Source organism: Methylobacterium mesophilicum SR1.6/6 (genome assembly GCF_000364445.2).
Classification (GTDB): domain Bacteria; phylum Pseudomonadota; class Alphaproteobacteria; order Rhizobiales; family Beijerinckiaceae; genus Methylobacterium; species Methylobacterium mesophilicum_A.
In genome coordinates this window covers 3,148,402-3,164,361 of the sequence record NZ_CP043538.1, presented here as the reverse complement: position 1 = coordinate 3,164,361, position 15,960 = coordinate 3,148,402, and the positions used below count along the sequence as shown (strand labels likewise).

14 protein-coding genes, 1 other RNA gene and 1 pseudogene are annotated in these 15,960 nt (G+C 69.8%); 13 read left to right on the top strand and 3 right to left on the bottom strand.

Features of this window, described 5'->3' with window-relative positions:
* Positions 1–52 precede the first annotated feature (52 nt).
* The 5 genes from MMSR116_RS15035 (at position 53) to MMSR116_RS15015 (ending at position 4,646) form a co-directional block, all read left to right on the top strand.
* Positions 53–856, top strand: a complete 804-nt coding sequence (locus tag MMSR116_RS15035; protein WP_010682296.1) for an undecaprenyl-diphosphate phosphatase — start codon at positions 53–55, stop codon at positions 854–856.
* A 163-nt stretch (positions 857–1,019) separates the two neighbouring features.
* On the top strand, positions 1,020–2,909 hold the full coding sequence (locus tag MMSR116_RS15030; RefSeq protein WP_010682297.1) for a methylmalonyl-CoA mutase subunit beta: 1,890 nt from the start codon (positions 1,020–1,022) through the stop codon (positions 2,907–2,909).
* 50 nt (positions 2,910–2,959) lie between these two features.
* On the top strand, positions 2,960–3,334 hold the full coding sequence (locus MMSR116_RS15025) for a hypothetical protein (protein ID WP_010682298.1): 375 nt from the start codon (positions 2,960–2,962) through the stop codon (positions 3,332–3,334).
* 123 nt (positions 3,335–3,457) lie between these two features.
* Positions 3,458–3,904 carry a hypothetical protein gene (locus MMSR116_RS15020; RefSeq protein ID WP_010682299.1) on the top strand — a complete coding sequence of 149 codons (447 nt, stop codon included), beginning with the start codon at positions 3,458–3,460 and terminating at the stop codon, positions 3,902–3,904.
* A gap of 22 nt (positions 3,905–3,926) precedes the next feature.
* On the top strand, positions 3,927–4,646 hold the full coding sequence (locus MMSR116_RS15015) for a glutathione S-transferase family protein (RefSeq protein ID WP_039892246.1): 720 nt from the start codon (positions 3,927–3,929) through the stop codon (positions 4,644–4,646).
* Between the two features lie 10 nt (positions 4,647–4,656).
* Here MMSR116_RS15015 and MMSR116_RS15010 read toward each other — a convergent pair whose 3' ends face one another.
* Both MMSR116_RS15010 and MMSR116_RS15005 read right to left on the bottom strand, forming a co-directional pair.
* Positions 4,657–6,414 carry a bifunctional protein-serine/threonine kinase/phosphatase gene (locus MMSR116_RS15010; RefSeq protein WP_039892248.1) on the bottom strand — a complete coding sequence of 586 codons (1,758 nt, stop codon included), beginning with the start codon at positions 6,412–6,414 and terminating at the stop codon, positions 4,657–4,659.
* Positions 6,411–7,949 carry a YifB family Mg chelatase-like AAA ATPase gene (locus MMSR116_RS15005; protein WP_010682302.1) on the bottom strand — a complete coding sequence of 513 codons (1,539 nt, stop codon included), beginning with the start codon at positions 7,947–7,949 and terminating at the stop codon, positions 6,411–6,413. Before MMSR116_RS15005 ends, MMSR116_RS15010 begins: the two co-directional genes overlap by 4 nt.
* Positions 7,950–8,091: 142 nt before the next feature.
* On the opposite strand from MMSR116_RS15005, the gene MMSR116_RS15000 reads away from it, so the two are divergent.
* The 4 genes and pseudogenes from MMSR116_RS15000 to MMSR116_RS14985 all read left to right on the top strand — a co-directional run bounded on the left by MMSR116_RS15000 (position 8,092) and on the right by MMSR116_RS14985 (position 10,806).
* On the top strand, positions 8,092–8,352 hold the full coding sequence (locus MMSR116_RS15000) for a PepSY domain-containing protein (protein WP_010682303.1): 261 nt from the start codon (positions 8,092–8,094) through the stop codon (positions 8,350–8,352).
* A gap of 54 nt (positions 8,353–8,406) precedes the next feature.
* Positions 8,407–8,505, top strand: an RNA gene (gene ffs, locus MMSR116_RS14995) — signal recognition particle sRNA small type.
* Between the two features lie 35 nt (positions 8,506–8,540).
* Positions 8,541–10,401 (top strand): annotated as a pseudogene (locus tag MMSR116_RS14990) (DNA polymerase III subunit gamma/tau).
* An 81-nt stretch (positions 10,402–10,482) separates the two neighbouring features.
* Positions 10,483–10,806 carry a YbaB/EbfC family nucleoid-associated protein gene (locus MMSR116_RS14985; RefSeq protein ID WP_010682305.1) on the top strand — a complete coding sequence of 108 codons (324 nt, stop codon included), beginning with the start codon at positions 10,483–10,485 and terminating at the stop codon, positions 10,804–10,806.
* Positions 10,807–10,963: 157 nt separating this feature from the next.
* On the opposite strand, the gene MMSR116_RS14980 is transcribed toward MMSR116_RS14985, so the two are convergent.
* Positions 10,964–12,583, bottom strand: a complete 1,620-nt coding sequence (locus MMSR116_RS14980; protein ID WP_010682306.1) for a phosphoenolpyruvate carboxykinase — start codon at positions 12,581–12,583, stop codon at positions 10,964–10,966.
* 414 nt (positions 12,584–12,997) lie between these two features.
* Between MMSR116_RS14980 and recR the strand changes: the two genes are divergently transcribed.
* The 4 genes from recR to truA all read left to right on the top strand — a co-directional run bounded on the left by recR (position 12,998) and on the right by truA (position 15,920).
* Entirely contained in the window at positions 12,998–13,603 is a 606-nt protein-coding gene (gene recR, locus MMSR116_RS14975) for a recombination mediator RecR (RefSeq protein WP_039892250.1), read from the top strand.
* A gap of 106 nt (positions 13,604–13,709) precedes the next feature.
* On the top strand, positions 13,710–14,225 hold the full coding sequence (locus MMSR116_RS14970) for a peptide deformylase (RefSeq protein WP_039892252.1): 516 nt from the start codon (positions 13,710–13,712) through the stop codon (positions 14,223–14,225).
* A gap of 7 nt (positions 14,226–14,232) precedes the next feature.
* The gene (gene fmt, locus MMSR116_RS14965; protein ID WP_039892254.1) at positions 14,233–15,162 is read left to right on the top strand and encodes a methionyl-tRNA formyltransferase; all 930 of its coding nucleotides are present in this window, start codon (positions 14,233–14,235) and stop codon (positions 15,160–15,162) included.
* Positions 15,162–15,920 carry a tRNA pseudouridine(38-40) synthase TruA gene (gene truA / locus MMSR116_RS14960; protein ID WP_010682310.1) on the top strand — a complete coding sequence of 253 codons (759 nt, stop codon included), beginning with the start codon at positions 15,162–15,164 and terminating at the stop codon, positions 15,918–15,920. The genes fmt and truA overlap by 1 nt, the downstream gene beginning before the upstream one ends.
* Positions 15,921–15,960: the final 40 nt, after the last annotated feature.

Below are 15,960 nucleotides of genomic sequence, written 5' to 3'. Positions count from 1 at the left end.
TACGCGGCGCGCCCGAGACGGGCCGGCGTGCGCCCGGGCGCGAGGCACCACGATGGATCTGACAAGCATCGGGAAGGCGGTCCTGCTCGCCCTGGTCGAGGGCGCGACCGAATTTATCCCGGTCTCGTCCACGGGCCACCAGCTCCTGGTCGGCCACTTCATCGGCTTCCACTCGCCCAACAACACCTTCGAGGTGCTGATCCAGCTCGGGGCGATCCTGGCGATCCTGCTGGTCTATTTCCGCCGCCTGCTCGGCATCGCGACGGCGCTGCCGTCGGACCCCAAGGCGCGCCGGTTCGTGCTCGGCATCTTGGTGGCCTTCCTCCCGGCAGCCATCATCGGGGGCATCTCCTCGAAGATGATCAAGGCGTATCTGTTCAACCCGTGGATCGTGTGCGCGACCCTAGTGGCAGGCGGCCTGGTCCTCCTCGTCATCGATGACACCGACCTCGAAGCGAAGAAGACCGACGTCTACGACTTCTCCCTGCCGATGGACCTGAAGATCGGCATTTTCCAGTGCCTCGCCATGATCCCCGGCGTCTCGCGTTCGGGCGCCACCATCGTCGGCGCGATGCTGATGGGCGCCGACAAGCGCTCGGCCACCGAGTTCTCCTTCTATCTGGCGATGCCGACCATGGCTGGCGCCTTCGCCAAGGATCTGCTCGACAACTACAAATACCTGTCGAGCAACGATGTCGGGCTGATCGTGATCGGCTTCATCGTCTCGTTCATCTCGGCCCTGTTCGTGGTGCGGGTGCTTCTCGACTACGTCTCGCGCCACGGCTTCTGGCTGTTCGCGTGGTGGCGGATCATCGTCGGCGCCCTTGGATTCGCAGGGCTGATCATCTTCGGCTGAGGGCCTAGCCGGCGGCGCGCGATCGCTGCGGCAATTCTCATCAAAGATCGGTGACCGGTGCCTTGAGGTTTCCTCAACCATCGGGCGATTGCCTCCGGCGATGCGCCGTGCGAGGCAATCCTTTCAAAGCGGTGCGGGAGACGCCGCGCTCTGGGACGAACCGATGGAAGACAGACCGCTCGCCGATCTCTTCGAGCCCGCCGACCGGGCGCGATGGCTCGGCCTCGTCGAAGGCGTGCTGAAGGGTGCCGACTTCGAGAAGCGGCTTGTGTCCCGGACGGCCGACGGCCTGCGGATCGAGCCGCTCTACGGCTGCGCGGACGCAGTCGCCCAGCCGGTGCGCGCCCCGGGTCCCTGGCGCATCGCCCAGCGGGTCGACCATCCGGATCTCGCCACCGCGAACGCGCAGGCGCTCGCCGACCTTGAAGGCGGTGCCGACGCCCTCATCCTCGCCTTCGCGGGCGCCCCGGGGGCCCGCGGCTACGGCCTGACTGCTACGACCGTTGAGGACCTCGACGCCGCCCTCAAGGGCGTGATGCTGCCGCTGATCGCCCTGCGTCTCGACGCGGGCGGCCGGGGCCTCGAGGCGGCGAGCCTCGTGCGGGCGCTGGCCGATCGCCGCGGCGAGGATCTCTCCACCTACGATCTGGATCTCGGCATCGACCCCGTCGGCGTGCTGGCGGCGACCGGCAGCCTCGGCGCGGTGTGGAGCGAGATCGCCCCGCGGCTCGCCGAGACCGCGGCGGAGCTGGAGGCGTCCGGCTTTCAGGGTCGAGCCTTCCTGGCCGACGGACGGCCGTACCACGAGGCCGGCGCGAGCGAGGCGACCGAGATCGGCGCCGTGCTCGCCACCGCTCTGGCCTATCTCCGCGCCCTCGAGGCCGCCGGCCACGATCTCGCCGGCGCCCGCGACCGCGTCGCCGTGCTGCTGACCGCCGATGCCGACGAGTTCGTGACCGTCGCGAAATTCCGTGCGATGCGGCGTCTCTGGGCCCGGGTGGAGCAGGCCTGCGGCCTGGAGCCGAAGCCCCTCCGCCTCCACGCCGAGACCGCGTGGCGCATGATGACCAAGCGCGATCCGTTCGTGAACATCCTCCGTACCGGCATGGCGGCGGCGACCGCCGGCATGGGTGGCGCCGACAGCGTCGCGGTCCTCCCCTATACTCAGGCCCTCGGACTGCCCGACGCCTTCGCCCGCCGCGTCGCCCGCAACAGCCAGATCGTGCTGATCGAGGAGGCGCACCTCGCCCGCGTCTGCGATCCGGCGGCGGGCGCCGGCGGGTTCGAGGCGCTCACCGGCGCGATCGCGGAGGCGGCCTGGCAGGCGTTCCAGGCGGTCGAGGCGGAGGGGGGCGTCGTTGCCTCGCTCAGCGTCGGCAAGCTGCAGCGGCGGATCGAGATGACCCGGGAGGCTCGGACGAAGGCGGTGGCCAGCCGGCGCGAGGCGTTGACCGGCGCGAGTGAGTACCCGAACCTCGCCGAGAAGCCCGTCACGGTGCTGGACGTGCCGCGGGTGAGCGCGCCCGGCGGCCCGAATTTCGGCTCCGGGTCGGCGGTCGCCTGCGACGCCCTGCCATCGCAGCGCCTCGCCGAGCCCTACGAGGCCCTGCGCGACGCCTCCGACGCCTACCTTGCCAAGACCGGAAGCCGCCCGGCGGTCTTCCTCGCCAATCTCGGTCCCGTGGCAGCCTTCAACGCGCGGGCGACCTTCGCGGCCAACGCGTTCGCTGCCGGCGGTATCGAGGCTCTGTCGAACGAGGGCTTCGACGACCCTGCCGCCCTGGCGGAGGCCTTCACCGCCTCCGGGGCCACCCTCGCCTGCATCTGCTCCACCGACGCGATCTACGCCGAGCGCGCGGTCGAAGCGGCAGAGGCCTTGACGCAGGCCGGCGCCGGCACGGTCTACCTGGCTGGAAAGCCGGGCGATCTGGCGGAGCCGCTCCAGCAGGCAGGTGTGACCACCTTCCTGCATGTCGGCTGCGACATGCAGGCCCTGCTCAACGCGGCGCTGCGCGCGGCCATGCGCGCGCCCGCCCCTCCGCGCGCCGCCTGACGGTTCGAGCAGACCCGGTCGCTTCAATCCAGCCAATGAATCGGAGCCGCATGACGCGCCTCATCGCTGCAATCCTGTTCCTGGCTGCCGCGGCACCCGCCGCCGCGGCCCCGCCTCGGGTCGCTGGCCCGGACCGGTTCGACGGCACGTGGAGCGTGGAGATCATCACCGAGTCCGGCACCTGCGACCGGGCCTACCGCTACCCCGTGAAGATCGAGCATGGCCGGGCACGCTTCGTCGGCACCGCCTTCACGGTCGAGGGCGGCGTCACGGGAAGCGGCGCGATCCGGGGCTCGATCTCGAACGGCACCTCCACGGCGGATGTGCGCGGTCGGCTCGGCCGCGACGGTTTCGGCGTGGGGAGTTGGGTATCGTCCGGCCTGCTGCAGTGCCGCGGCCGCTGGAACGCCGAGCGCCGCGGCTGAGACGCCGCGAAACGGTCCGGATCTTGCCCGCAATCGGGCACGCCGATCGCCGCGTCAGCCCCGTTCCCGACGCAATCATGAGGGAATGCTGAACGCGGTTCGGAACCCGACGAGACCGCCCGCATGAAGTCCTTGCTCCTCGCCACGATCGCCGTCCTCGCCCTCGTGCCGTCGGCGCAGGCGCGCCCGCATCGGCATCCGGCAGCCCCTGCGGTGAACGCCGAGGCGGCCGAGAAGGTGCTGGCGCCTCTCCGGCAGGCCGCGACCGAGTGCTTCGCCGACACGGTTCTGTCCAATCCTAAGGCCACCGCCGAGGCGCGCGCCGGTCACTGGTACGAGGCCGTGGGCATCACGGGCTTCCTCTGCCGGCCGGAGGTCGCCGCCATGATTCAGGCGCACGACCGGATCTACGGCGCCAAGACCGGCGAGCGCTACTTCAAAGGCGCCTACGTCAAGCATCTGGACCAGCAGCTCGCCCAGCGGCTCGAGCCGATGCTGACCCGCAAGGCCGTCGCCAGCGCGGAGCCGCCGATCGACAAATCGGCCGAGGACGCCGCGCCGGGCAACTGACAAGGTCGTACCGCTGCCGGCGATGCCGTACGAATTGCACTACTGGCCGATGATCCAGGGTAGAGGCGAGTTCGTCCGCCTCGCCCTCGAGGAAGCCGGCGCCCCATATATCGACGTCGCCCGTCAGGACGACGACGCGGGCGGCATCGGTCCGATGCTCGACCGCCTGTCCGATCCGGACAACCCGCGCCCGCCGCTGGCGCCGCCCTTCCTGCGCGACGGCGACGTGGTCATCGGGCAGACCGCCGCGATCCTGCTGTATCTCGGCCCGCGTCTCGGGCTCGTCGGCGAGTCGGAGGCGGACCGGATCTGGACCCATCAGCTCCAGCTCACCATCGCCGATGCCGTCAACGAGGCGCACGACACGCACCATCCGGTGGGTGTCGGCCTCTACTACGCGGATCAGAAGGCCGAGGCCCTGCGCCGTGCCGCGGAGTTCCGGGCCGAACGCATCCCGAAATTCCTTGGCTACTTCGAGCGGGTCCTGGCGGCCAACGGCGGTGAGCATCTGGTAGGCACCGCCCTTTCCTACGCCGACCTCTCCCTGTTCCAGCTCGTGGCCGGGCTGCTCTACGCCTTCCCGAAGGCCACGGCCGCCGCGTTGACCGACGTGCCGCAGGTTGCACGACTGCACGCGGCCGTGTCGCGGCGTCCGCGGATAGCCGCCTACCTCGCGACCCCGCGGCGGACCCCGTTCAGCGAGGATGGCATCTTCCGCCGCTATCCCGAACTCGACCCCTGAGGCCGCCGGCTCACCTTGCCTTCTGCGCGATCAAGATCGCCGCGAGCGTGAATGCCACGACAAACAGCGCCAGCGATAGCAGCCGCCAGAACAGCAGCGGATCGCGATCGAGGAGCGAGGCCTTCCGGGTATCGGTGAAGGCCGGATTGGGGTGCCGCAGGTCGTGGACGAACTCCGACAGCGCCGGATAGCGCCGCAGGGGGTTGGGATGCACCGCCCTCCGCAGCGCGCCGTCGACCCAGATCGGTAGCAGCGGACGGGCCGAGAGGGCCGAAGCGTAACGCAACTTGCGCTGCGCCGCGCGCGTCCGCGCTCGGGGCACGGCGTCTCCGTAAGGCAGCCGTCCGGTGAGCATCTGGTAGGCGATGGCGCCGACAGAAAAGATGTCGGAGACGGCGCTGGAAGGTTCGCCGAGGAAGCATTCCGGCGCCGTGTACTGCACGGTCCCGAGAATCTCGGCCGTGTCGATCCGCGGATCGCCCTCCACAACGCCGGCGACCTTCGTGGCGCCGAAGTCGATGACCTGTACGGTACCGGACGCATCGATCAGAACATTGTCCGGACGCAGATCCTGGTGGACCATTTCCCGGCGATGGAACGCCTGCACGCCACGAGCGAGCTGTTCCACGAGGCGGCGCACGGTCTCGAGCTCCGGGGCCGCGTGATCGCGCATCCACTGGGTCAGCGTCTGGCCCTCGACGTAGCGCATCACCGTGTAGAGGTGGCTGCGGCGACGGGTCTGCGGGTGGGCCTTGAGGACGTGCGGGTTGTCGATCCGACGCGCGATCCACTCCTCCATCATGAACCGGCGGCGCTGCGCGGGGTCGTCGCGGAGGTCGAGTGAGAGGACCTTCAGGGCGACCTTCGCTTCGGTCCCATCCTCGACGGCGAGGTACACGCGGCTGCGCGGTCCGGAATGAAGGGTGCGTAGGAGCCGGTAACCGTCGAACGCCGCCGGCGGGTCGAGGAGCGGCGCCGGATCGAGGCCCTCGATTTCGCCGAGGAGATCGTTCGGCTCGGCCTCAGGGAGCGCGTCGATCCGCACGATCTGGATCGTGAGGTTGTCCGTGCTGCCGGCGGCCAGGGCCGCATCGACGATCGCGCGTGCCGCCGCATCGAGGTCGTCGGCCGCCGCGACCGCCGCCGCCATGTCCCGAGGCCGGACGTGCTCGTGGACGCCGTCCGTGGTGAGCAGGAAGACGTCGCCGCGCTCGATGCCGACCGCATGATAGTCGATCTCGACCCGGCCGTTCGCCCCCAGCGCGCGGCCGAGATACGATTCGGCCGCCGAGACCACGACCCGATGATCCTCGGTGAGCTGCTCGAGGGACCGCCCCGCCACGCGCCAGATCCGGCCGTCGCCGACATGGAACAGGTGCGCGGTGCGCGCCTTGAGGATCAGGGCGTCGAAGGTGGTCACGTAGCCCCGGTCGGCATCGTACGGGTCGATGCCCCGGCGGGTCTGGGCGTAGAGCCAGGAATTCGCCGCCGCGATCACCCGATGCGCCGCGTTCTTCACCGACCACGTGTCGGGCGTGGCGTAGTAATCGCCTAGGAAGCTCTTGACTGCGGTCTCGGCAGCGGCAGCCCCGGCGCTGCTGCTGCTGATCCCGTCGGCGAGGGCCATCGCCATCCCCTTCAGACTCAAGGCCGGCTGTGCCGGCACGAGGGTGCCGTGAAAATCCTGGTTGGCCCCCTTACGGCCGGCCGTGCTGTATTGGCCGATGGAGACCGCCAACTCGCGCGCCGCCGCTCCGGGCTCGCTCACGCGGCAGCCGCCGCGCCGTCGGCGCGTCCGCGGTAGGAAAGCGCCTCGGCGAGGTGCAACCGTCGCACCTGCGGCTCACCATCGAGATCGGCAAGCGTCCGGGCCACGCGGAGCGTCCGGTGAAAGCCGCGGGCTGAGAGCCGCATGGTCTCGGCGGCCTGCCGGATCAGCGCCGTCCCGTCCGCATCGGGACTCGCGACCTCCGCGATCAGGTTCGCCGGGCAGGTCGCGTTGGTAGTTGCCGCCGGCAGTCCGCGTCCCGCATAACGCGTCGTCTGAAGCGCCCGGGCCGCCGCCACCCGCCCGGCCGCCTCGCGGGACCCCTCCGCGGGCGGCGGCAGGATCAAATCCGCCGCCGTCACCGCCGGAACCTCGATGCGCAGGTCGATCCGGTCGAGCAGCGGCCCCGAGATCCGCGCCTGATACTGCGCCGTGCAGCGGGCGTTCGGGCCACGTCGGCAGGCGTAGCCCGGCTCCAGCGCCTGGCCGCAGCGGCACGGGTTCATCGCCGCCACGAGCTGAAAGCGGGCCGGATAGGTAACCCGGTGATTGGCTCGGGCAATCATCACCGTGCCGGTCTCCATGGGTTGGCGCAGGCTGTCGAGGACCTGAGCGTTGAACTCGGGCAGCTCGTCCAGGAACAGGACGCCGCCATGGGCCAGGGAGACCTCGCCCGGTCGCGCGCCCAGGCCGCCGCCCACGAGGGCCGCCATGGAGGCGGAGTGGTGGGGCTGACGGAACGGCCGCCGGTTCGACAGGGCACCGCCCTTCAGCTCGCCCGCCACTGACTGGATCATCGAGATGTCGAGCAGCTCCCGAGGGCCGAGCGGCGGCAGGATCGAGGGCAGCCGGGCGGCCAGCATCGATTTCCCCGAACCGGGTGGCCCGTTCATCAGCAGGTTGTGGCTGCCGGCCGCGGCGATCTCCAGCGCCCGCTTGGCACCCTCCTGGCCCTTGATGTCGGCGAGATCCGGCAGCGGCCCCGCGCCGGCCGCCACGGACGGCACCGGCCGGGCCATCACCTGACTGCCCTTGAAGTGGTTGGCGAGCTGGATCAGGGAGCGTGGGGCGAGCACGTCGAGGTCGCCCCCGGCCCAGGCGGCCTCGGGACCGGTGGCGGCCGGGCAGATCAGGCCGAGGCCGCGCGCCGCCGCCGCGATGGCGGCCGGCAGCACGCCGTTCACCGCCGTGATGCTCCCGTCCAGGGCGAGTTCTCCGAGCACGCAGTAGCCGGCGAGCGCGTCGGCCGGGATCGCCCCGATCGCCGCCATGACGCCCAGGGCGATGGGCAGGTCGTAGTGCGAGCCCTCCTTGGGCAGGTCCGCGGGGGCGAGGTTGACGGTGATGCGCTTGGCCGGCAGCGCCAGCCCGGACGCGATGAGGGCACCCCGAACGCGCTCTCGCGATTCGGCCACGGCCTTGTCGGGCAGGCCGACGACGGTGAACACCACCGAGCCGGGGATGATCTGGATCTGCACGTCGACCGCGCGCGCCTCGATGCCCTCGAAGGCCACGGTGGCGACGCGGGTGACCATAGGCGCAAAATCCTCGCGGCGATCGGAACGGCCCAGGTTTGAGGGAGAATCACGGGGTGCTCAAGAGGATCGGCGCCGGGACGGAACCCCAGTGCCGCAATCCTGTTCACAGCCGGCATTCCGCGACCAACAGGAGACTGACATGCGTCTTGCCCCGCCACTCCTCGCCCTCGCCCTGATCGCCGGCGTCGGCGCCGCCGCCCATGCGGACGAGAAGCTCCCGCCCGATCAGCAGGCCAAGGTCGAGGCCATGCTGAAGCAGGAAGGCTTCACCAAGTGGGACGAGATCGAGCTGGACGACGGCATGATCGAGGTCGACGACGCTATCGACGCCAACGGAAAGAAGTTCGACCTGAAGCTCGATCCCAAGACGCTCGCCATCGTGAAGCGCAAGGCCGAGTAGGCGACGTGACGCGGCGGCGCTTGCGTTCGCAGCAAGCCCCGGCCATATAGCCGGCGGGGGGTTGGCGAGGGACGTTTCACTCGCCAACCGGGTCAGGTCCGGAAGGAAGCAGCCCTAACGAGACCGAGCGGGTCTTCGTCCAGCCTCCCACCTCTATTTCCCGCGCGGCAGCCCGATCCCGACACGGCATGGACGCTTCGACCGGCACGCCTGACGACGAGCCGGGCCTGCCCGGGTTTCCGGCGCCCCCCGAAGCGGCGACGCCCTACCGGGTGCTGGCGCGCAAATACCGCCCGACAAACTTCGGCGACCTGATCGGCCAGGACGCGATGGTGCGCACCCTCGCCAATGGCTTCGCGGCCAACCGCATTCCCCAGGCCTGGATGCTGACCGGCGTCCGCGGGGTCGGCAAGACCACGACGGCGCGCATCCTCGCCCGCGGCCTCAATTACGCCCGAGCTGGTATAGCCGACGGTGGCCCGACCGTGTCGATGCCGGAACTCGGCCTCCACTGCGCGGCGATCATGGAATCCCGGCACATGGACGTGCTGGAGATGGACGCCGCCTCGCATACCGGCATCGACGACGTCCGGGCGATCATCGACGGCATCCGCTATGGGCCGGTCTCGGCGCGCTACAAGGTCTACATCGTGGACGAGGTCCACATGCTCTCCGAGAAGGCCTTCAACGCCTTCCTGAAGACGCTGGAGGAGCCGCCCCCCACGCCAAGTTCGTGTTTGCTACCACGGAGATCCGCAAGGTCCCGGTGACGATCCTGTCCCGCTGCCAGCGCTTCGACTTGCGGCGGGTCGAGGCGCCGACCCTGCATGCCCATCTGGCGAAGGTCTGCACGGCTGAGGGTGTCGAGGCCGAGGAGGAGGCGCTGGGTGCCATCGTGCGCGCGGCCGAAGGCTCCGTGCGCGACGCGCTCTCGCTCCTCGACCAGGCGATCGCGCACGGCGCCGGGTCGGTGACCGCGCAGGGCGTGCGCGACATGCTGGGCCTCGCTGACCGGGCCCGTATCCTCGACCTGTTCGAGGCCGTGATGCGCGGCTCCGTCCCGGCGGCGTTCTCGGAGCTGCGCGATCAGTACGATGCTGGAGCCGATCCGTCGGTGGTGCTCTCGGATCTCGCGGCGTTCACCCATCTCGTGACCCGGCTCAAGGTGGTCCCGGAGACCGCTGCCGATCCGACGCTCAGCGAGACCGAGCGCGTCCGCGGCCTTCTGTTCGCGGAGAAGCTCTCGGTCCGGGCCCTGTCGCGCGCGTGGCAGATCCTGCTCAAAGCGATCCCCGAGGTGCAAGCTGCCCCCGCCCGCTTGCGGCGGCCGAGATGGCGATCGTGCGGCTCGCCTACGCGGCCGACCTGCCGACCCCAGACGAGGCCCTCCGCCAACTCCAGGCCGAGGCCGCCGCCACGCCCGCGGACGAGTCCCCGCCCCCGTCGGCGCGGCCGCCGCTGCCGCCGATCCCGGATCTCCGGGGCGGTTCGGCAGCCCTGGCCGCGGCGCCCCGCACCATCGCGGCAGAGCCGATCCCGGTGTCGGCCCCGACTGCGTTGGCGGCCCCCACGCCGCGGCCGGCGTCCGTCGCGCCGCCGACCCCGCGCCTCGGCCGGTTCGAAGATCTGATTGCCCTGGCCGACGCCAACCGGGACATTCTGCTGCGGACAGCTTTGGAGCGCGACGTCCATCTCGTACGGTTCGAGGAGGGACGGATCGAGATCCGGCTCGCGCCGGGCGGGCGCCCGACCCTGGCCACCGACATCGCCACGGCGATCGAGCGCTGGACAGGGCGGCGCTGGGCCGTCGTGCTGTCGAAGGAAGAGGGCGCGCCGACCCTCGACGCCGCCGCCCGGGCCGCCACCGAGACCCGGCGGGAGAACGCCGCCGCGGACCCATTCGTGCGCGAGGTGCTGACGCGCTTCCCCGGTGCGGAGATCGTCGACGTGCGCGAGACCGCGTCCGAGGCCCTGCCGACCGCCGAGGCGGAGATCCTGGGCGAAGGTGATGCGGCGCGGGCCGATGAGGTCGCGGACGACGACTTTTAGCGCTGTTCGCCCGGCACCGCGTGGCGGAGCGCCAGCTCCGTCCCCAGATCAGACCACGACACGGAAACGGAAGGCAGCCGCATGCGCGACCTGATGGGCATCATGAAGCAGGCTCAGGCCATGCAGGAGAAGATGGCCAACCTGCAGTCCGAGATGGACGCGATCGAGGTCACCGGCGCGTCGGGCGGCGGTTCCGTGCGGGTCACCATGTCGGCCAAGGGGCAGATGAAGGGCGTCACTATCGACCCGTCCCTGATGGTGGCGGACGAGCGCGAAATCCTTGAGGACCTGATCGTGGCGGCCTGCAACGACGCCCGAACGAAGGCGGAAGCGACTATGCAGGAGCGCATGGCCGAGCTCACGAAGGGTCTGCCCCTGCCGCCCGGGATGAAGTTGCCTTTCTAGGAACTGGTTCGGACGACAAGTCGGAAGGCGTCCTGGCCAGCGCAGCGAGGCAATCCAGTTGGGCCACGCTTGCGGGTGTCGCGCTGCCCAGGGTTGCGCCGCTGCGCTCGCGAGGACGCGGAGGAACGGGCGGCCCGTCGAGCCGCCCGTCTGATTTTCAGGCCGCGATCGCTTGAGCGGTCGGTCCGGCGGCTCGCACGTCGGCATCGACATGGGTCTCGAACCGCTTGAAGTTGTCGTCGAACATCTTGACCAGCCGCGCGGCTGTCTCGACGAACGCGCCCTTGTTGGCCCAGGTCTTCACCGGGGTCAGGATGTGCGGCTCGACGCCCGGCACCGAGACCGGGACCGCGAAGCCGAAATACGGGTCGCGGCGGAACTCGGCCTGCGCCAGCGAGCCGTCGAGCGCCGCGGTCAGCAGGCGCCGCGTCACGCGGATCGGCATCCGCCGGCCGGTGCCGACGCCGCCGCCGGTCCAGCCGGTGTTGACGAGCCAGCAATCGACGCTGTGCTTGGCGATCAGGTCGCGGAGCAGGTTGCCGTAGGTGCTCGGATGCCGTGGCATGAACGGCGCGCCGAAGCAGGTCGAGAAGGTCGCCTCCGGTCCGGTCAGGCCGCGTTCGGTGCCGGCCACCTTGGCGGTGTAGCCCGAGAGGAAGTGGTACATCGCCTCGGCGCCCGTGAGCTTGGCAATCGGCGGCATCACCCCGAAGGCGTCACAGGTGAGCATCACGATGTTCTTCGGGTGCCCGGCCCGGCCGGTGGCGCTCGCATTGGCGATGAAGTCCAGCGGGTAGGCGCAGCGGGTGTTCTCGGTGAGCGAGGCGTCGTCGAAGTTCGGCGCACGGGTGACGGGATCGATGATCACGTTCTCCATCACCGTGCCGAAGCGCTCGGTGGTGGCGTAGATCTCCGGTTCGGCGTTGCGCGATAGGCGAATGGTCTTGGCGTAGCAGCCGCCCTCGAAGTTGAAGATGCCCTCGTTCGACCAGCCGTGCTCGTCGTCGCCGAGGAGCTGGCGGGAGGAATCGTTCGACAGCGTCGTCTTGCCGGTGCCGGACAGGCCGAAGAAGATCGCCGAGCCACCCTCGGCGTCCAGCGCCGCGTTGGCCGAGCAGTGCATCGGCATCACGCCCTTACCGGGCAGGATGTAGTTGAGGTAGGTGAAGACCGACTTTTTCATCTCGCCCGCGTAGGCCGAGCCGCCGATCAGCACGAGCTTCTTGGCGAAGTCGATGGCGATCACCGTCTTGGACCGGCAACCGTGCCGGGCGGGGTCCGCCTGGAAGCTCGGCAGGTCGATGATCGTCATGTCCGGCACGTAGGACGCGATCTCGGAGCGGTCCGGGCGGATCAGCAGGTTGCGGATGAACAGCGAGTGCCAGGCGAACTCGGTGAACACACGAGCCTTCACCCGGTAGGCCGGGTCGGCGCCACCGTAGAGATCCTGGGCGAACAGCTCCTTGCCCTCGGCGTGCTTCAGGAAGTCCTGGCGCAGGGTCTCGAACTGCTCGGGCGTGATCGCGCCGTTGTTGTCCCACCATACCTCGGACTCGGTGGCGGCGTCGCGGACCACGAACTTGTCCTTGGGCGAGCGGCCGGTGTGGCTGCCGGTGGTGGCGACGATCGCACCGCCGCGGGCGAGCTGCGCCTCCCTGCGGGACAGCGCCTCCTCGTAGAGCCGGGGGGCCTCGAAATTCCAGTGGACGGCCTTGAGGTCGCGGAAGCCAGCCGCCTCGGCACCATGGGCCGCGTTGTGATCACCGATGTTGGTCAAGACCGTATCCTCCGGGCCCCTGTTCGACCGTCGACGCGACTGCACCGGGCGACACCGTCGACCGGTAAGAACCAGGGGACGTCCGTGCGGTCGTACAGGTCCGCCGCACGCAGGATCACCGTTCCCCGGCAGCTTCCCATCTCTCGGCATGAGTAGGCGGCGAAGCTTCGCTGTCATTATGGGCTCCGCCTGGAGCCCGCAACGTGTACCAACAGGCTAGATCACAGTTGTCGACGCAGGAACCCCCGTCTGTAAGCAGTCGGACGCGCCCGCTCGATCACCGGGGCGCGCAGAACGGCTCTTGAATACCCACATCCCCCGTCAGCGCCCATGCGCCCTTGCATGCCAGGCGCCGACGGCTATGCCGATACCGAGCGCCCGCTCGTCTTCCGCCCAGAGGCACCACGAGGCACGATGCCCCAAGCCGTCGCCGGCCCCGAAATCGAACGCCTGATTCAGCTCCTCGCCCGCATGCCGGGGCTTGGACCGCGCTCGGCCCGCCGGGCCGCCCTTCAGCTTATCAAGAAGCGCGACACGCTGCTCGGACCGCTCGCCGACGCCATGCGGGTCGCGGCGGACCGGATCATCGTATGCACGAGCTGCGGCAACGTCGACACCTCGGATCCCTGCACGATCTGCCGCGATGCGGAGCGCGACCCGACGACGCTCGTGGTGGTCGAGGACGTGTCGGACCTCTGGGCACTGGAGCGTTCCGGCGCCGTGAAGGCGCGCTACCACGTGCTCGGCGGTGTGCTCTCGGCGCTGGACGGGGTGCGGCCGGAGCACCTGAACCTCGCGACCCTGGTGGAGCGCGTGGCGCAGCCGGAGGTGAAGGAGGTAATCCTCGCCCTGAATGCCACCGTCGATGGCCAGACCACGGCCCACTACGTCACGGAGTCGATCCGGCACTGCGACGTGAAGGTGACGCGCCTCGCCCACGGCGTGCCTGTGGGCGGCGAGCTCGACTATCTCGACGAGGGGACGCTGACCGCCGCCATCCGCAGCCGCACCGCCTTCTGAGCCGCCGGGGAAATGGGGGTCGGCGGTCATTTGACCGGTTCCCGGCCGCATCCTATTCGACGCGTTGCCCGGACTCGTCCCGGCGCTGTCCCTGCCGGTTCCTGTCATGACCATCCGCCCCCTCGTCATCCTCCCCGATCCTGTCCTGCGCCGCGCTTCCGATCCGGTCGGGCTGATCACCGCCGAGATCCGCACCCTCGTCGCCGACATGTTCGAGACGATGTACGATGCACCCGGCGTCGGGCTGGCGGCGATCCAGATCGGCGTGCCCAAGCGCGTTGTGACGATCGACACGTCGAAGGAAGAGGGCGTCCGGGAAGCGCGGGTGTTCATCGATCCCGAGATCGTCTGGTCCTCGGAGGAAAAGCGCGTCTACGACGAGGGATGCCTGTCGATCCCCGAATATTACGGCGAGGTCGAGCGGCCGGACCGGGTCCGCGTGAAGTTTCGCGACCTCGACGGCAAGGAGCAGGAGATCGAGGCCGATGGGCTGCTCGCGACCTGCATCCAGCACGAGATCGATCATCTCAACGGCGTGCTGTTTATCGACCACCTGTCCAAGCTGAAGCGTGACCGCGTGATCAAGAAGTTCGCCAAGGCGGCCAAGCGCGACGCGGCCTGATCCGACGATGCGCGTCGTTTTCATGGGCACACCCGACTTCGCGGTGCCGACGCTTGCGCGGCTCGTGCAGGACGGCCACGAGATCGCGGCCGTCTACACCCGCGCGCCCGCGAAGGCGGGGCGGGGCATGAGCCTGCGCCCCTCCCCAGTCCATGCCCTGGCCGAGACGCTCGGGCTGCCGGTCCTGACGCCCGCCACCCTACGCACCGAGGAAGCCGCCGAGACCTTCACGGGGCATCGCGCGGACGTCGCCGTGGTGGTCGCGTACGGGATGCTTCTGCCACAGGCCATCCTCGACGCGCCGAAGCACGGGTGCCTCAACCTGCACGGATCGCTCCTGCCGCGCTGGCGCGGGGCGGCGCCGATTCAGCGTGCGGTCATGGCGGGCGACGCCGAGAGTGGTGTCGGCGTGATGCGCATGGAGGCCGGGCTCGATACCGGTCCCGTGGCGATGGAAGCGCGGATTGCGATCAATCCGGGCATGACCGCGGGCGCGTTGCACGACGCTCTGATGCCGCTCGGCGCCGACCTCATGGCGCAGGCCGTCGGCCTCCTTGACCGGGGCACGCTCACCTTCACGCCGCAGCCGGACGAGGGAGTCGTCTACGCGCACAAGATCACCAACGATGAGGCGCGGATCGACTGGACACACCCGGCCGCACATGTCGCGAACCACATCAACGGGCTCTCGCCCTTCCCGGGCGCCTTCTTCGAGGTAGATCTCGGGAAGGGTCCCGAGCGGGTGAAGGTCCTTCGCGCGGTCCAGACGGACGGGGCCGGCGGAGCCGGAACGCTCGTCGATGCCGAGGGCATCGTAGCCTGCGGCGAAGGCGCAGTGCGGCTGACGGAGCTCCGTCGCGCCGGCAAGGGCGGCAGTGCGAGCGGGGCCGAATTCGTCCGCGGTGCCCGCCTGACGCTCGGCGCCCGTCTCGGCTGATGCCCCGCTACAAGCTCGTCATCGAATATGACGGCGGTCCGTTCTGCGGCTGGCAGCGGCAGGCCGAAGATCCCACGGTCCAGGGGGCGATCGAGGCGGCGGTGACGCGCTTCTCCGGTGAGGAGGCCCGGCTGACCTGCGCCGGCAGGACCGATGCCGGCGTGCACGCCATCCATCAGGTGGCCCATGTCGACCTCGCCAAGGCATGGCGGACCGACACGGTGCGGGACGCGCTGAACGCGCATCTCCGGCCGCAGCCGGTGGCAATCCTGTCGGCCGAGATCGTCCCCGAGAGCTTCGACGCGCGCCACTCCGCGATCCGGCGCCACTACCGGTACCGGATCCTCAACCGGCGCAGTCCCGCGGCGCTGACCCGGGCACACGTCTGGCACGTACCTTGGCCCCTCGACCCAGACCTCATGCATGCGGCGGCCCGACGCCTGATCGGCCGACACGACTTCTCGGCCTTCCGCGCGGCCGAGTGCCAGGCGAACAGTCCGGTCCGCACGCTTGAGCAACTTGAGGTCGTTCGCGGCCCGATGGCGCTGCACGACGAGATCGTGGTGACGACCTCGGCGCGCTCCTTTCTGCATCACCAAGTGCGGGCAATGGTCGGAACGCTGATGCTCGCCGGCTGCGGACGCCTATCTGCAGATGACGTGGCCGACATCCTGGCCTCCGGCGACAAGCGCCGGTGCGGCCCTCTGGCGCCTGCCGCCGGACTGACCTTCGTCGGTGTGGACTACGCAGAAGCGTGATACTGACGGAGGCTTGGCAACCTTAGGTTTGAAAATTCCG

What these genes read in the sequence shown, in the direction of transcription:
- MMSR116_RS15035 (WP_010682296.1), top strand. Translation starts at nt 53, where the DNA reads ATGGATCTGACAAGCATCGGGAAGGCGGTCCTGCTCGCCCTGGTCGAG.
- MMSR116_RS15030 (WP_010682297.1), top strand. Translation starts at nt 1,020, where the DNA reads ATGGAAGACAGACCGCTCGCCGATCTCTTCGAGCCCGCCGACCGGGCG.
- MMSR116_RS15025 (WP_010682298.1), top strand. Translation starts at nt 2,960, where the DNA reads ATGACGCGCCTCATCGCTGCAATCCTGTTCCTGGCTGCCGCGGCACCC.
- MMSR116_RS15020 (WP_010682299.1), top strand. Translation starts at nt 3,458, where the DNA reads ATGAAGTCCTTGCTCCTCGCCACGATCGCCGTCCTCGCCCTCGTGCCG.
- MMSR116_RS15015 (WP_039892246.1), top strand. Translation starts at nt 3,927, where the DNA reads ATGCCGTACGAATTGCACTACTGGCCGATGATCCAGGGTAGAGGCGAG.
- MMSR116_RS15005 (WP_010682302.1), bottom strand. Translation starts at nt 7,949, where the DNA reads ATGGTCACCCGCGTCGCCACCGTGGCCTTCGAGGGCATCGAGGCGCGC.
- MMSR116_RS15000 (WP_010682303.1), top strand. Translation starts at nt 8,092, where the DNA reads ATGCGTCTTGCCCCGCCACTCCTCGCCCTCGCCCTGATCGCCGGCGTC.
- MMSR116_RS14985 (WP_010682305.1), top strand. Translation starts at nt 10,483, where the DNA reads ATGCGCGACCTGATGGGCATCATGAAGCAGGCTCAGGCCATGCAGGAG.
- recR (WP_039892250.1), top strand. Translation starts at nt 12,998, where the DNA reads ATGCCCCAAGCCGTCGCCGGCCCCGAAATCGAACGCCTGATTCAGCTC.
- MMSR116_RS14970 (WP_039892252.1), top strand. Translation starts at nt 13,710, where the DNA reads ATGACCATCCGCCCCCTCGTCATCCTCCCCGATCCTGTCCTGCGCCGC.
- fmt (WP_039892254.1), top strand. Translation starts at nt 14,233, where the DNA reads ATGCGCGTCGTTTTCATGGGCACACCCGACTTCGCGGTGCCGACGCTT.
- truA (WP_010682310.1), top strand. Translation starts at nt 15,162, where the DNA reads ATGCCCCGCTACAAGCTCGTCATCGAATATGACGGCGGTCCGTTCTGC.